Genomic DNA, 15553 nt, shown 5'->3' with positions numbered 1-15553 from the left:
CGGCCCGGCGCGGGGCCCCGCGCCGGGGTTCCGGGCGTCCCGCGCGCGGGAGTTCCGGGCGCGGGGCCCCCGCGCGCGTGACCGACCTCTCTTTCCGACGGGGCGTCACGCGCGGGCCGGTGCCCGGTGCCGGCGGGGCGCCGGGCGCGGGGCGGAGCACGGCGTTCCGGACGGGGGCTCCGGCGAAGCGCGGGGTTCCCGGCACGGGGCGGCGCGGCCGGCCCTCCCCGGCCGCGTCCCGCTACTCGACGACGTGGCGGCCCTCCGGCCGGGCGCTGCACGCGGACCGGAAGGAGCAGGTCGCGCAGTGCTGGCCGGTGGTGGGGGTGAAGCGCTCGTCCAGGACCCGGCCGGCGGCGTGGGCGAGCAGCTCCCCGACCCACTCCCCGGTCGGGGCCTCCTGCGCCTGGACCTTCGGCAGGGTGTCGCCGCCCTCCTTCTTCGGGGCGGGCTGCCGGAGCTGGACGAGTTCGGCGCCGCCCGGTTCCGGCCGCCGTCCGCCGAAGACCTCGTCCAGGGCGCCCTCGCGGACGGCGAGCTGGTAGACGGCGAGCTGCGGGTGGCGGGCGACCTCGTCCCGGGTGGGGGACGACTTCCCGGTCTTGAAGTCGACCACGTAGGCGCGGCCCTGTTCGTCGGTCTCGACGCGGTCCATGGAGCCCCGGACGCGGACCTCGTACTCCCCCGCCTCCAGGGTCACGTCGAAGTCCTGCTCGGAGGCGGCGGGGGCGCGGCCGCCCCGGTCCATGACGTGCCAGTTCAGGAAGCGTTCGAGGGCCGCGCGCGCGTTCCGCTTCTCCTGGGCCGACTTCCAGGGGGCGTCGAAGGAGAGGGCGTCCCAGACGGAGTCCAGCCGGGCCATGAGGACGTCGAGGTCGGCGGGGGTGCGGCCGGAGGCGACCTCGTCGGCGAGGACGTGGACGACGTTGCCGAAGCCCTGGGCGGCGGTGGCGGGGGCGTCGGCCTTGACCTCGCGGCCCAGGAACCACTGGAGGGAGCAGGTGCTGACGAGGCTGTCGAGGGAGCTGGGCGAGAGCGCCACGGGCCGGTCGCGGTCGCGGAGGGGGACCGTGCTGCGCGTCGGTTCGAACAGGCCCCACCAGCGGTCCGGGTGCGCGGCCGGCACCAGCGGCTGGCCCTCGTCGTCGGTGAGCGCGGCGAGCCGGGCCAGCCGGTGGGCGGCGGCGTCGCGCAGGGCGGGCGGGGCGGCCGGGTCGACGGTGGTGGCGCGCAGCTCCGCGACCAGGGCGGAGACGGCGAGGGGCCGACGGGGGCGGCCGGGGACGTCCTTGGGCTCGGCGCCCAGTTCGCCGAGGAAGCGCGACGGCTGGTCGCCGTCCTCGGCGGCGGCCTTCACGGCGGTGACGACGAGCCGGTCGCGGGCGCGGGTGGCGGCGACGTAGAAGAGGCGGCGCTCCTCGGCGAGGAGCGCGCCGGGGGTGAGGGGTTCGGCGAGGCCGTCGCGGCCGATGCGGTCGGCTTCGAGGAGGGAGCCGCGGCGGCGCAGGTCGGGCCAGAGGCCCTCCTGGACCCCGGCGACGACGACGAGGCCCCATTCGAGGCCCTTGGACCGGTGGGCGGTCATGAGCCGGACGGCGTCCGGGCGGGCGGGGCGGCGGGTGAGGGTGTCGGCGGCGATGTCCTGGGCGTCGAGCTCTTCGAGGAAGTTGAGGACGCCCCGGCCGCCGACGCGCTCCTCGGCGCGGGCCGCGGTCTCGAAGAGGGCGCAGATCGCGTCGAGGTCGCGGTCGGCGTTGCGCCCGGCGGGGCCGCCGCGCAGGGCGGCGCGCTCCAGGCGGCCGGGCCAGGGGGTGCCCTGCCACAGCTCCCAGAGGGCTTCCTCGGCGGTGCCGCCGGCGGCGAGCAGCGCCCGGGTCGTCCGGAGGAGCCGGCCGAGCCGCTGGACGCCGTGGGCGTGGGCGGGGTCGTGCGCGACGAGGCGTTCGGGTTCGGCGAGCGCGCGGGCGAGGAGCACGTCGGAGGGGGACGGGACCTTGTTGCCCGCGGCCCGCTCCTCGTCCCGCAGCGCCCGTCCGAGCCGTCGCAGGTCGGCCGGGTCCACGCCGGCGAGCGGGGAGGCGAGCAGCGCGAGGGCGGTCTCGGTGTCGAGCCAACCGCCGTCGCCGTGGCCGCCGGGACCGGCTTCGGCTTCGGCTTCGGCTTCGGTTCCGGTCCCGCTCTCCGCCCCGGCTTCGGTTCCGGTCCCGCTCTCCGCCCCGGCTTCGGCTTCGGTCCCGCTCTCCGCCCCGGCTTCGGCTTCGGTCCCGCTCTCCGCCCCGGCTTCGGCCTCGGCCTCGGTCCCGTTCTCCGCCCCGGTTCCGGTCCCGCGCTCCGCCTCCGCCCCGCTCTCCGCCCCGCTCTCCGTCCCGGCCGCCCCGGAAGCCGTCCCCGCCCCCGACACCGCGCGCAGGGCGAGCAGCAGCGGGGCCACCGCCGGTTCGTGGCGGAGCGGGGTGTCCGCGGCGTCCGTCTCCACCGGGACGCCCGCCGAGGTGAGGGCGCGGCGGAGGGAGGGGAGGGAGGCGGCGGCGCGGGTGAGGACGGCCATGTCCTGCCAGGGGACGCCGTCCTCCAGGTGCGCGCGCCGCAGCAGGTCCGCGATGTTCTCGGCCTCCGCCGAGGCCGTGGGGTACGTGTACGCCTCCGCCCGGCCCCCGTCCCGTACCGCCGTCAGCTCCCGGTGGGCGCGGACCTTCTCGGCGGGCAGCCGGGGCACCGGCATCCGCTGCGCCAGCAGGCGGGTCGCGGAGAGGAGCCGGGCCCCGGAGCGGCGGGAGGTGCGCAGGACGCGGACCGGCGCGCCGCCGAAGGAGTCGGGGAAGTCGAGGATGCCGTTCACGTCGGCGCCCCGGAACGCGTAGATGGACTGGTCCGGGTCGCCGAAGGCGACGACCGTGCTCCGGCCGCCGCCCGCGAGCGCCCGCAGCAGCCGGACCTGGGCCGGGTCGGTGTCCTGGTACTCGTCCACGTACACCGCGTCGTACGCGGGCAGCGTGACGCTCCCGGCGAGCAGCACGGCCCGGTGCACCAGCTCCGTGTAGTCCAGGACGCCCTGGAGGTCGAGGACGTCGAGGTACTCGGCGAGGAAGCCGGCCGCCGCCTTCCAGTCGGGGCGGCCGACCCGCTCCGCGAAGCGGGCCAGCTCGTCCGGTCCGAGGCCGAGCTCCCGCGAGCGGGCGAGGACGGCCCGCACCTCGTCGGCGAAGCCCCGGGTGGTGAGGCAGGCGCGCAGGTCGTCGGGCCAGCGGATGCCGCCGAGGCCGTTCCTCTCCAGGTCGATCTGGCCGGCGAGCAGTTCGCGCACCGCGAGGTCCTGCTCGGGTCCGGAGAGCAGCCGCAGCGGTTCGGAGAAGAGGTCGGCGTCCTGGTGGGCGCGGATCAGGGCGTAGCAGTACGAGTGGAAGGTGGTGGCCTGCGGGGGGCGGCGGCCGCCGAGCCGGACCGCCATGCGGTCGCGGAGTTCGACGGCGGCCCTGCGGCTGAAGGTGAGGACGAGGAGGCGTTCGGGGTCGGCGCCCTTCTCCACGCGGGCCGCGACCGACTCGACCAGCGTCGTCGTCTTGCCGGTGCCGGGGCCGGCGAGGACGAGGAGCGGTCCGCCGGTGTGCTCAACCACTTCCCGCTGTGCCGCGTCCAGCTGAGGGGGACCCGGCGGGGCCGGTGCGGTGCGCACCAGCCGGTACGCGCCCGGGGTCCGCTGCCGTCCCGGGCCCGGGTGCGGCTGTCCCTGGTGCGGCGGCGTACGCCGGGTGGTGGAGGAGGAGCTCACGTGGTTCGCCGGTCCTGGTGGGTGTGGTGGTGCGGGTGAGGCGGCCGTGCGGAGCGGCCGTCCCGGAAGACGCGAACGACGACGTTACGCGAAGCGGGGCGGCGGCGAGCCGTGCGCGGCGCCGCGCGACGGGCCGGGCCGGGCCCGTCCGCCCGGCCCCGGCCGCGCCTCCTGGGCCGATGTCCTCACGTGTGAGTTCCGGCACCCACGCCGGCGTCCCCGTCCGGGGCCCCGGCGCCGTCCCAGCGCGCCCGCCGCATGTCGATCCTGGGCACGTGCCCCCCGGCGGCGGGGCCCGCGGGGCGCAGCGGGGTGCCCTCCTCGCGGTAGTGCGCGAGGGCCCGCCGCTCGTGGCCGGGGAGCAGGGTGCCGTCCGCGCGGACCACGCGCCACCACGGCGCGGCCGCGCCGTACAGGGCCATCACCCGGCCCACCTGGCGCGGTCCTCCCTCGCCCAGCCACTCGGCGACGTCGCCGTAGGTCATCACGCGGCCGGGCGGGATCGCGTCGGCGACGTCGAGCACCCGCTCCGCGTACGCGGGGTACGCGGGCGGCTCCCCGCCGGGCCCGGGCGTCCCTCCGCCGTGCTCGGTCACTTCTCCGGCCTCCCCCACGGGCTCCTCCAGACTCGTCCGTCCCATCCTCCCCCATCCCACCGACATGGCCCTGCTGCCTCCGCGCGGCTGCTCTTCGTGCCACCATCGTGCGGGCGGTGACTGGTGATACGAGATCAAGAGCAACAAGAACGACAAGAACGACAAGAAACGCAAGAGCGACACGCACGGGAACAAGAGCGGGAACGAGACGGCGCGCATGCGGAGACGGACAGGGTGATGGGGCAGGACACGCAGCCTCCGAGGGGAGGCGAGACCGACGTGCCCGAGCGGGTCTCCGGTGACGAACCGCTGCTCGCCGCCCGCGTCCACCGGCCCTCCGACCTGATGCGGCTGCTCGCCGGCCTGCTCGCGATCGGGCTCGTCCTGGCCGTCGCCGCGTTCGCCCACGCGACGACCTCCGGCCTGGAGAAGGACATCAACGCGGGGGCCCTCGGCGCCCCGGACGTCTTCGTCAGGATCGCCGGCCTCGTCTCCTCCATCGCCGTCCTCCTCGTCCCGGTCGCCTTCGCCGTCGAGCGGCTGGTCAAGCGGGACGGGCTGCGCATCGCGGACGGCGTCCTCGCCGCCGTCCTCGCCCACGGCGTGACCCTCGCCACCGACCTCTGGGTCGCCCAGGCCGTGCCCGGCACCGTCCGGGGCACGATCCGGGACGCGCTGACCCAGCCGCAGTCCGGCGGCGGGCTGACCGACCCGGTGCACAACTACCTCGCCCCGGTCATCGCGTACATGACCGCCGTGGGCATGGCCCGCCGTCCCCGCTGGCGGATCGCGCTCTGGGCGGTGCTGCTGCTCGACGCGTTCACCATGCTGGTGGCCGGGTACACCACGGCGCTCTCGATCGTCCTGACCGTGCTCATCGGCTGGTCGGTGGCGTACGGCACGCTGTACGCGGTCGGCTCCCCGAACGTCCGGCCCACCGGGCAGACCCTCCTCGCCGGACTGCGCCGGGTCGGCTTCCGGCCGGTGACGGCGCTGCGCTCGGAGGGCGTGCCCGACTCGGCGGACAACGGGGACCGGGGCCGCCGCTACATCGTGACCCTGGAGGCCGGACCGCCGCTCGACGTCACCGTGGTCGACCGGGAGCAGCAGGCGCACGGCTTCTTCTACCGCGTGTGGCGGCGGATCACCCTGCGGACGATCACCACCCGCCGCTCCATCGTCTCGCTGCGCCAGGCCCTGGAGCAGGAGGCGCTCCTCGCGTACGCGGCGATCGCCGCCGGCGCGAACGCGCCGAAGCTGATCGCCACCTCGGAACTCGGCCCGGACGCCGTGATGCTGGTGTACGAGCACACCGGCGGCCGCAGCCTGGACTCGCTGGACGACCACGAGATCACCGGCGAGCTGGCCCGCAGCGCCTGGCGGCAGGTGAAGGCGCTCCAGTCGCGCCGGATCGCGCACCGCCGCCTCACCGGGGACGCCATCCTGGTGGATCGTTCCGGCAAGGTGATCCTGACCGAGCTGCGGGGCGGCGAGATCGCGGCCGGCGACCTGGTCCTGCGGATGGACATCGCGCAGCTGCTCACCACCCTGGGGCTGCGGATCGGGGCCGAGCGGGCGGTCGCGGCGGCCGTGGAGGTCCTCGGCCCGGACACCGTCGCGGACTGCCTGCCGCTGCTCCAGCCGATCGCGCTGAGCCGCTCCACGCGCGCGACGCTGCGGAAGCTGGCGCGGGAGCGCTCGGCGCGGGAGCGCGAGGCCGCCCTCGCCGCCTCCGAGGCGGCCAAGCGCGAGCGGGAGCTGGCCAAGGCCGAGGCCGCCGCGGACAAGAGGGCCGCGCGGGCGGAGAAGAAGGCCGAGCGGAAGGCGGACAAGAAGGCCGAGAAGCAGGCCCTGGACACGGCGCTCGACGAGGCCCGCGAGGAGGACCTGCTCGTCCAGATCCGGCAGCAGGTGCTGCTGATCCGCCCGCAGGCCCCGGTGGAGCCGGTGCGCCTGGAGCGGATCAAGCCGCGGACCCTGGTCAGTCTGATCGCGGGCGCGGTCGCCGCGTACTTCCTGCTCTCGCAGATCGCCCGCACCCCGCTCTCGACGATCAGCCAGGCGGACTGGCGGTGGGTGGCGGCCGCGGTGCTGTTCTCGGCGCTGAGCTACGTCGCGGCGGCGATGAGCCTGCTGGGGTTCGTGCCCGAGCGGGTCGGGTTCTGGCGGACGGTGGTGGCGCAGGTCGCCGGCTCGTTCGTGAAGATCGTCGCCCCGGCGGCGGTCGGCGGCGTCGCCCTGAACACCCGTTTCCTCCAGCGCTCGGGGGTGCGGCCCGGCCTCGCGGTGGCGAGCGTCGGCGCCTCGCAGCTCTTCGGCCTCGGGGCGCACGTCCTGCTGCTGCTCTCCTTCGGCTACCTGACGGGGACGGAGAAGTCGCAGACCTTCACCCCGTCGAGGACGGTCATCGCGGGACTGCTCACGGTCGCGGTGCTCGTCCTGGTGGTGACGGCCATCCCGTTCCTGCGCAAGTTCGTGTCCACCCGGCTGCGCTCGCTCTTCGCGGGCGTGGTGCCGCGCATGCTGGACGTGCTCCAGCGGCCGATGAAGCTGCTGACCGGCATCGGCGGGATGCTGCTGCTCACCGGCGCGTTCGTGCTCTGCCTGGACGCCTCGATCCGGGCCTTCGGCCACGACAACCAGTCCCTCAGCTACGCGAGCGTGGCCGTCGTCTTCCTCGCGGGCAACGCGCTCGGCTCGGCGGCGCCGACGCCGGGCGGTGTCGGCGCGGTCGAGGGCGCGCTGACCTTCGGCCTGGTGACGGTGGGGGGCCTCCCGCTGGAGGTCGCGACCCCGGCGGTGCTCCTCTACCGTCTCCTCACCCTGTGGCTGCCGGTCCTGCCGGGCTGGCTCTGCTTCAACTGGCTGACGCGGCGCGAGGCGCTGTGACGCGTGCCGGGGCCCGTCCGGGTCCCGGCACGCCCGGGGCCACCCGCATGGACCCCCGTCCCGCGCGACGGCGGGGGCGGGGGACCACCATGGGTCCATGCCGATCTCCGCAGCCCAGCGCGTCGCCCTGCTCACCGTCACCACCGTGCTGCTCGCCGCCGGGTGCTCGGGCGGCGGGAACGACGCCGGCGACCCGCCGGAGCCGTCCGTCTCGGGCGGGCTCCCGGCGCTGGCGGCGCAGAAGCTGTCCTGGAACCCGTGCCCGCCGCCGTCCCCCGCCGAGGGCGGCGGGCCCGCGCCGTCCCCGCCGCCCGGCGGCGGGGCCTGGGAGTGCTCCTTCCTGCGGGCCCCGCTCGACTGGTCGAAGCCGGAGGGCGAGACCGTCGAGCTGGCCCTCATCCGGGCCCGGGCCCGGGACGGCGCCCGGCGGATCGGCTCGCTCGTCTTCAACTTCGGCGGGCCCGGCGGCTCCGGCGTCACCGGCCTGCCCGGCTTCGCCGAGGACTACGAGACCCTGCGGAGCCGTTACGACCTGGTCTCCTTCGACCCGCGCGGGGTGGGCCGCAGCGTCCCCGTGGAGTGTGCCGGCGACAAGGAGCTGGACGCCTACTACGCGCTGGACTTCACGCCCGACGACGCGGCCGAGGAGCGGACGCTGTCGGACGCGCAGAAGAAGTACGCGGCCGGCTGCGAGAAGGAGGCGGGCACCGTCCTGCCGCACGTCGGCACCGAGAACGCCGCCCGGGACATGGACCTGATGCGCCGGGTCCTCGGCGACGAGAAGCTGCACTACTTCGGCATCTCGTACGGCACGGAGCTCGGCGGGGTCTACGCCCACCTGTTCCCGAAGAACGTCGGCCGGGCCGTCTTCGACGCCGTGGTGGACCCGGGGGCGGGCGTCGAGGAGGGGGCCCTCGGCCAGGCGAGGGGCTTCCAGCTGGCCCTGGACAACTTCGCCCGGGACTGCGTGGAGCGCGGCGACGAGTGCGCGCTGCCCGGCACGAGCGTCGCCGAGGTCGAGACCTTCGTCACGGACCTGCTGGCGTCCCTCGACAAGAAGCCGATCACCGGCATCGGGGACCGCAGGCTCACCCAGACGCAGGCCACCAACGGCATCGCGCAGGCCCTGTACTCGAAGGAGTTCTGGACCTACCTGGAGCAGGGCCTCGAAGCGGCCGAGGGCGGCGACGGCGCGCTGCTCCTCTCCCTCTCGGACTCGATGAACGGGCGGAACCAGGACGGCTCGTACAGCAACGTCCAGGCCGCCAACGCCGCCGTCAACTGCGTGGACTACGAGGAGCGCTACACCCTCGGGCAGGCGAAGGAACGGCTCGGCCGGTTCCGCGAGGCGTCCCCCGTCTTCGGCGACTTCATGGGCTGGTCGCTCGCGAGCTGCTCGCAGTGGCCGGTGGCCGGGACCTGGGAGCACCCGGACGTCTCCGCGCCGGGCGCGGCGCCGATCCTGGTGGTGGGCAACACCGGCGACCCGGCCACGCCGTACGAGGGCGCGCGGGCCATGGTGAAGGGGCTCGGCGGCGGGGTCGGCGTGGAGCTGACGTACGAGGGCGAGGGCCACGGCGCCTACAACGGCGGCAGCGCGTGCGTGAAGAAGGCCGTGGACGCGTACCTCCTGGACGGCCGGGTGCCGAAGTCCGGAACCGTCTGCAAGAAGTGACGCCGGAGGGCCCGGCCCCGGCGGGGGCCGGGCCCTCCGGGCACACGCCCTAGTAGACCGGCTTCCCGGGCTCGATCTGGTGGACCCAGCCGATCACGCCGCCGCCGACGTGCACCGCGTCCGCGAAGCCCGCGGACTTGAGCACGGCGAGGACTTCCGCACTGCGGACACCCGTCTTGCAGTGCAGGACGATCCGCTTGTCCTGCGGGAGGTCCTGGAGGGCGGTGCCCATCAGGAACTCGTTCTTGGGGATCAGGCGCGCGCCGGGGATCGAGACGATCTCGTACTCGTTCGGCTCGCGGACGTCGATGATGTCGATGTCCTCGCCCTCGTCGATCCACTCCTTGAGCTGCTTGGGAGTGATCGTCGCGCCGGCCGCCGCCTCCTGGGCCTCCTCGGACACGACGCCGCAGAACGCCTCGTAGTCGATGAGTTCGGTGACGGTCGGGTTCTCGCCGCAGACCGCGCAGTTCGGGTCCTTGCGGACCTTGACCTGGCGGTACTGCATCTCCAGGGCGTCGTAGATCATCAGGCGGCCGACCAGCGGGTCGCCCACGCCGGCGAGGAGCTTGATGGCCTCGGTGACCTGGATGGAGCCGACGGACGCGCAGAGCACGCCGAGGACGCCGCCCTCGGCGCACGACGGGACCATGCCCGGCGGCGGGGGCTCCGGGTAGAGGCAGCGGTAGCAGGGACCGTGCTCGGACCAGAAGACCGACGCCTGGCCGTCGAACCGGTAGATCGAGCCCCACACGTACGGCTTGTCGAGCAGCACGCAGGCGTCGTTCACCAGGTAGCGGGTGGCGAAGTTGTCGGTGCCGTCCACGATCAGGTCGTACTGGCCGAAGATCTCGAGGACGTTGTCGGCCTCCAGGCGCTCCTGGTGCAGGACCACGTTCACGTACGGGTTGATGCCCAGGACGCTGTCGCGGGCCGACTCGGCCTTGGAGCGGCCGATGTCGGCCTGGCTGTGGATGATCTGACGCTGGAGGTTCGACTCGTCGACCTCGTCGAACTCCACGATGCCGAGCGTGCCCACGCCGGCGGCGGCCAGGTACATCAGCGCCGGCGAACCGAGGCCGCCGGCACCGACGCACAGCACCTTGGCGTTCTTCAGCCGCTTCTGCCCGTCCATCCCGACGTCCGGGATGATCAGGTGGCGGGAGTACCTGCGGACCTCGTCTACGGTGAGCTCGGCGGCCGGCTCGACCAGGGGTGGCAGCGACACGGGGACTCCGGTTGTCGGTATGTCAGTACGGTTGTTCTCCCCGTAACACTGCCACGCCCCTTCTCATTCCGAGACACCCGTTCCGATCCGCGAGACGATTTCGTCCCAGTAGCCGGGCAGGGAGTGAAACGCCGCGGTTTGTCCCGGTGTCCCCGTGCGGTCGGTGAAGAAGATCGTCCCGGCGCCCTGCCAGCGGGCGATCCGCAGGGCCTCCTCCAGGTGGGTGCGCGGGACGCCGTGCACGAGGTGGACGAACTTCGCCTCCGTGTACGCGGCGGTCCACTCGGCCACCTGCGACCAGCGGTAGTCCGCCCAGGCGCCGGAGAACGTCACCAGCTGGTCGGCGGTCTCGGCGTACCCGGGATGGGGGTGGGTGCCGTGGCCGAGGACGAGGTGGGACTCGCCGCCGGGGCCCGCCCCCAGGGCGGTGGCGACCCGCCGGACCCCGGCCAGGTCGGCCCGGTCGGCGGGGCAGCGGTCCAGGTAGTAACCGTCCACCCGGTACCAGTCGAGGAAGTGGTGGGCGTCCGACATCAGCTCCCCGAAGGGCCGGGTGCCGTACGCGGCGTCGAGGTGCCCGAGGACCCTGACCCCGGCGTCGCGGAGCCGCCCGGCCGCTTCCAGGCAGTGCGGGTCGGGGCGGCTGCCCGGTCCCTCCGCCACGTTGAGCACCGCCCAGTGCAACGGGGTGCCGGGGCGGGTCAGTTCGCCCCACTCGACGGGGGCGAGCAGCGGGTGGGCGTAGCCGGGGACGCCCACGCCGAGCGCCCGGACCGACCCGGCGGCGGTGGCCGTCAGATGCGACACGCGGCCTCCATCCAGATGTCCGCGAGCGATTCCTCCAGATTGATCCGGGGCCGCCAGCCGAGCCGGTCGCGGGCGGTGCGCACGTCGGCCTGCTGCCAGGGACCGCAGCCGTCGGGGTACGGGTAGGGGGCGGAGGCCAGCTGGTCGGCGACGGTCCCCTCGGTGCGGGGGGCGCCGATCACGGGGCGCTGCGGGCCGCCGTGCGGAACGTCCAGCTCGTTCAGGTTGCCCGCGTAGCCGGCGACCCGGGCCAGGACGGCGGCGGCGTCGCGGAGCCGGACCGCGCGGCCGGTGCCGATGTTGACAACGCCCTGGGCGGCGGAGAGCGAGGCGGCGTGGACGGCCCGCGCCACGTCCCGCACGTCCACGAAGTCCCGCTGCACGCCGAGGCCGCTGAGCTTCAGCTCGCCGTCCCCGGCCTGCATCGCCCGGCGCATCGCCTCGGCGAGGCGGCCGAGCGGGGAGCCGGCGGGGGTGCCGGGGCCGACCGGCGAGAAGACCCGCAGGACGACGGCGTCGAGCGCCGAGCCGAGGACGAGTTCGGTCGCGGCCAGCTTGGACACGCCGTACGGGCCGCCGGGGCGGGGCACGGCGTCCTCGGCGGTGGAGGAGCCGGGCTGGCTGGGCCCGTACTCCGAGGCGCAGCCGACCTGGACGAGCCGGGCGCCGCAGCCGCTGCGGCGCAGGGCCTCGCAGACGGTGGCGACGGCGACGGTGTTGTGCCGGGTCAGCTCGCGGGCGCCGCCCCGGGTGGCTCCCGCGCAGTTGACGACGACGCCGGGATGGACGGCGTCCAGGAACCGGGTGAGCGCGCCGGGGCTGCCGGACGCGAGGTCGAAGCGCACGTCGGCGTCGTCGCCCCGGCCGAGGGCGGTGAGGTGGACGGCCGGGTCGGCGAGCAGCCGGTCGGCGACGAAGCGGCCGATGAAGCCGTTGGCTCCGAGCAGTAGCACCCTCATCGCGCGGCCCCTTCGTGCCGACCGGCCGGTGCTGTGGGTCGAGGGGTCATGGTCTTCGTTCTCCTTGCGGGGTGAGGGAAGGGGGGGTGGGGCGCGCCCGCGGCGTCGGCTCCGCGGGTGCGCGGGGGATTCACGGGGCGGTGTGGGCGGAGGCCCGGGTGAGGACGCCGGTCGCGTGGGCCAGGAGGCCGAGCGCGGCGGCGCCGCAGACGAGGGTGGGTACGGCCCCAGGACCCCAGGCGCCGACGACGGCGCGTACCGGGACGGCGAGCGCGTCGAAACCGGGGAGGGGGAGGCGGGAGGAGAGGACGCTCGCGGGGGCGAGGGCCTCGGCGGCGCAGGCGGCGGCGAGGGCGGCGGTGGCCGTCTCGGGGAAGCCGTGCGCGGTCAGGAGCCGGGCGAGCAGGAGGAGCGCGCCGAGGGCGAAGGCCCCGGGGCTGAACCCGGTGAGGCCCAGCAGGGCGGCGAGGGCCAGGAGGTGGAGCGCCACGGTGCCCAGGAGCAGCCTCCGGGCGGAGGCGGCGAAGTCGGCGAGGCCCCGGCTGCCGGCGATCCGGCGGCGGACCCGGAGGGTGAAGAGGTGGGCGCACCAGGCGGCCGGGGCCACCGCGAGGGCGAGGCCGAGGAGGGGCCCGGGGGTCAGGTCCCAGAGGTCGTCGGGGCCGCCGCTGAGCACCTCGGCGAGGAATCCGTCGCCGCCGGCCGCGTACGCCAGGAGCCAGAGGGTCCAGAGGCCGGCGGCGGGCACGGTCCGGCCGCCGGGGGCGCCGAGGGGGCCGCGCCGGACGGCGAGGAGGAGGGCGCCGCCGAGCCCGAGGGCCCCGGCGGCTCCGACGGCGAGGCGTACGGACCCGTGGGTGGTGCCGAGCCCGAGCCCGGTGAGCGCGGCGACGGCGCCGGGCGCGAGCGCGGCGAGCGCCCAGGGGGCGACGGCCTCCCGCCGGGGCGCGGGGGGCGCGGTCTCCTCCCGGCCGCGCGGCACGCGGGCGTACAGCTCCTCGGCTAGCGAGAACACGTCCCGGTGCCGGTAGCGCGCGGCGGTCCGGTCGGTGAACCCCCGCGCTTCGAGCCCGGCGGCGATCTCCAGCGGGTCGACGGCCCGTTCGCACAGCTCCCGGTGCCGGTGCATGAGCACCCTGACGGGGTCGGCGGTGCCCCGGCGGGGGCGGGGGGCGGCGGGGGCCGCCGGGACCGGGGCCGGTGTTCCGGCGGCGGGTCCTTCCGTGCCCGGGGCAGCGGGTACGGGGGCGGGTACGGCTCCGGGGGCGGTCGCGGCCGGGAGCGGGGGCCCGGGGACGGCGGCGGCCTCCGCGGTGGGGCCGTGCGGGGCGGGGGCGGGGGCCGGCCCCGGCCCGCCGGGGTCCCCGGGCCGCCGGGCGGTCCCGGGCCCGCTCCGGTCGTCCCGCGCTCCCTCCGCGCCGCCCCCGGCCGGGGCGGTGCCGGTGCCGCTCTCCGCCGGCGCGGCGCCGGCCGCGGGTTCCGGGGCGCTGTCGTCCCCGCCTCCGGGACGGGACGGCGTCCGGGTCGTGTCGGGCCGCGGGGACGTTGCCGTGACCGCCCCCGGGGCCGGGGCTATCCCGGCCGGCGGGGCGTCGACGGCGGGCGTGCCGAGGAGGACCTCGGAGCGGGCGTCCCGGGTTCCGGGGCCGGTCGGGGCGGCGGGGCCGCGCATGGGGGTGCCTCCTTCAGGCATCGGGGGCTCCTGTCCCCGCCGTCACGTTCTTGTGGGCCCAGCTGCCCGGCACGTGGGCCTCGGCGGGGTGGGCGAAGAGGGCCCCGTCCCCGGGCCGGTGGCGCACCGGCGCGTGGGAGAGGAGTTCGAGGTAGAGGGAGCGGAACGCGGCGAGGTTCTGCTCGACGGTGAAGAGTTCGAGCGCGCGGGCGCGGGCGGCGGCGCCGAGCCGGTACCGGCGCCCGGGGTCGCGGAGCAGCGCGAGGCACGCGTCGGAGAGCGCCCGGGGGTTGCGCGGCGGCACGACGAGCCCGGTGCCGCCGACGATCTCCACGACCGCGCCGACGTCGGTCGAGACGGTGGCCCGCGCGCAGAACATGGCCTCCACCAGACCGGCCGGGAAGCCCTCGACCACGCTGGAGAGGACGACGACCGCACCGGAGGCGTACGTGTCCTCCAGGGTGGGCGCCTCCGGGCTTCCCAGCTCCTCGAAGGCGACGGGGTTCTCCCCGACGGCGTACGCCCCGGTGGCCTCGTCGGGGAAGAGCTGCGCGGCGAGCCCCCGGCAGTGGGTGAGGTACGCGTCGGCGCCCGGGTCCCGTACGGGCACGGTGACGACGCGCAGCCGGGCGTCGGGCTGCCGGGAGCGGAGCTCCGCGAAGGCGTGCAGCAGGGCGACGAGGTCCTTGGCGGGATCGGGGCGGCCGACCCAGAGCAGGGTGGCGGGGTCGCCGCTCTCCTCGTCCTCCCCCACCGCGTCGAAGCGGTCGGCCGGCATGCCGGGGTGGACGGTGCGGATGCGGTCCCGGTCGGCGCCGCACCTCTCCTGCCAGCGGCGGGTGTGGGCGTTGTCGGGGGTGAGCAGGGCGGCCTGCCGGTAGACCTCGCCGGTGAGCCGTCCGTGGAGGGCGGCCAGCAGGGTGCGCAGGGGCGCGGAGCGGTCGGCGCCGGCGGCCGAGAGGTAGTGGGAGCGGAGCCGGACGCCGTACTCGGTGACGAGCAGCGGGGTTCCGAAGAAGCGTTTGGCCAGCAGTCCGGGAAGGGCCGCGGTGCCTCCGGCGGTGGCGTGGCAGAGGTCGGCCGCGCCGAGGGCGTCCTCCTCGTACCAGTCGTAGGAGAGGGGGCGCAGGGCGCGCTCCAGGTGCCCGGCGAAGGCCAGGTGGTCGGGGAGGCCGGCGGCGGCCGCGCCCCGGCGTGCGCCGGGCGCGCGACAGGCGGCTTCGAGGGTGCGCACGGCGTCGTCGGAGCGGAGCGCGCCGGGGAGTCCGCCGCGCTCGCGGGCGAGTTCGGCGAGCGCGTAGAGTCCTTCGGCGAAGGCGGCGGCGGGGTCCCCGGCGGCCGGGTGTTCCCCGGCGGTCGCGGGAGTCACGGTGGTCGCGGGGGCTCCGGTGGCCGAGGGGGCTCCGGTGGCCGAGGGCCCCCCGGCCTCCTCCGCGTCCTCGGCGCAGACCCCCGTGACGAGCAGGCCGTACGCCTCGACGAAGCGGCGGCGGTCGCGGCGGCCGTAGGCGCGGCGGGCCGCGCGGGGTTCGCCGAACACGGCCCGTTCGAAGCGGTTGCCGGCGGGGGCCGTGTCGCTCCCCGCCGGGTCCGCCGACCGGACGAGGCGGGCGTGGGCGGGCAGCGGCGGAAGGGCCCCGGCGGAGGACGGGAGACCGGTCGCGTAGAGGTCGAACCGGTGCTGCGCGAGCCCGCGCACGAGCCGTTCGCACCAGAGGTCCGCCTCACCGGTGGCGTACGGGTGGCCACCCTCCGTGAGCAGTGCGATCCGCACGTGTGCACCCCCGATCTCCCTTGACGGCGGCCCCCGTCGGTCCGGCGGCCCGCAGCGGGAAGAACGTAAGCGGAGAAGCCGGTGGCGGGGGGGGGGGGTGTGAAGGGCGTGGAAGGGAGGGGGGGGGGATTGTGACTTCTCCCCCCCGCCCCCTTCTCCCCCCCCTCCAGCACTCCGCCGTCTG

General features: G+C 76.1%; 9 protein-coding genes. 2 read left to right on the top strand and 7 right to left on the bottom strand.

Annotation, left to right across the window (positions count from 1 at the left end):
- Window positions 1-241: 241 nt before the first annotated feature.
- Window positions 242-3769, bottom strand: a complete 3528-nt coding sequence (locus ACZ6AQ_RS14565) for an ATP-dependent helicase (protein WP_468760125.1) — start codon at window positions 3767-3769, stop codon at window positions 242-244.
- Window positions 3770-3954: 185 nt separating this feature from the next.
- A complete protein-coding gene (locus ACZ6AQ_RS14560) occupies window positions 3955-4410 on the bottom strand; it encodes an MGMT family protein (RefSeq protein WP_468760124.1) in 456 nt (151 codons plus the stop codon).
- A 192-nt stretch (window positions 4411-4602) separates the two neighbouring features.
- On the opposite strand from ACZ6AQ_RS14560, the gene ACZ6AQ_RS14555 reads away from it, so the two are divergent.
- Both ACZ6AQ_RS14555 and ACZ6AQ_RS14550 read left to right on the top strand, forming a co-directional pair.
- Complete coding sequence (locus ACZ6AQ_RS14555) at window positions 4603-7254, top strand: lysylphosphatidylglycerol synthase transmembrane domain-containing protein (protein WP_468760122.1); 2652 nt, start codon at window positions 4603-4605, stop codon at window positions 7252-7254.
- 97 nt (window positions 7255-7351) lie between these two features.
- A complete protein-coding gene (locus tag ACZ6AQ_RS14550; protein WP_468760121.1) occupies window positions 7352-8929 on the top strand; it encodes an alpha/beta hydrolase in 1578 nt (525 codons plus the stop codon).
- A gap of 49 nt (window positions 8930-8978) precedes the next feature.
- On the opposite strand, the gene moeZ is transcribed toward ACZ6AQ_RS14550, so the two are convergent.
- From moeZ to ACZ6AQ_RS14525, 5 genes are all read right to left on the bottom strand, one after another.
- Window positions 8979-10157 (bottom strand): adenylyltransferase/sulfurtransferase MoeZ, encoded by a 1179-nt coding sequence (gene moeZ, locus ACZ6AQ_RS14545; protein WP_388693571.1) that lies wholly within the window; start codon window positions 10155-10157, stop codon window positions 8979-8981.
- A 63-nt stretch (window positions 10158-10220) separates the two neighbouring features.
- The gene (locus tag ACZ6AQ_RS14540) at window positions 10221-10964 is read right to left on the bottom strand and encodes a spherulation-specific family 4 protein (RefSeq protein ID WP_468760119.1); all 744 of its coding nucleotides are present in this window, start codon (window positions 10962-10964) and stop codon (window positions 10221-10223) included.
- Complete coding sequence (locus ACZ6AQ_RS14535) at window positions 10952-11923, bottom strand: NAD-dependent epimerase/dehydratase family protein (RefSeq protein WP_388693567.1); 972 nt, start codon at window positions 11921-11923, stop codon at window positions 10952-10954. Before ACZ6AQ_RS14535 ends, ACZ6AQ_RS14540 begins: the two co-directional genes overlap by 13 nt.
- Before the next feature lie 130 nt (window positions 11924-12053).
- Complete coding sequence (locus ACZ6AQ_RS14530; RefSeq protein ID WP_468760118.1) at window positions 12054-13595, bottom strand: hypothetical protein; 1542 nt, start codon at window positions 13593-13595, stop codon at window positions 12054-12056.
- A gap of 13 nt (window positions 13596-13608) precedes the next feature.
- Window positions 13609-15369, bottom strand: a complete 1761-nt coding sequence (locus tag ACZ6AQ_RS14525) for a glycosyltransferase (RefSeq protein WP_468760117.1) — start codon at window positions 15367-15369, stop codon at window positions 13609-13611.
- Window positions 15370-15553 lie beyond the last annotated feature (184 nt).

The sequence above is a fragment of the Streptomyces sp. NPDC041191 genome (genome assembly GCF_055591945.1).
The sequence above is the reverse complement of the archived record's forward strand: the minus strand, read 5'-3'. Positions and strand labels throughout refer to the sequence as shown.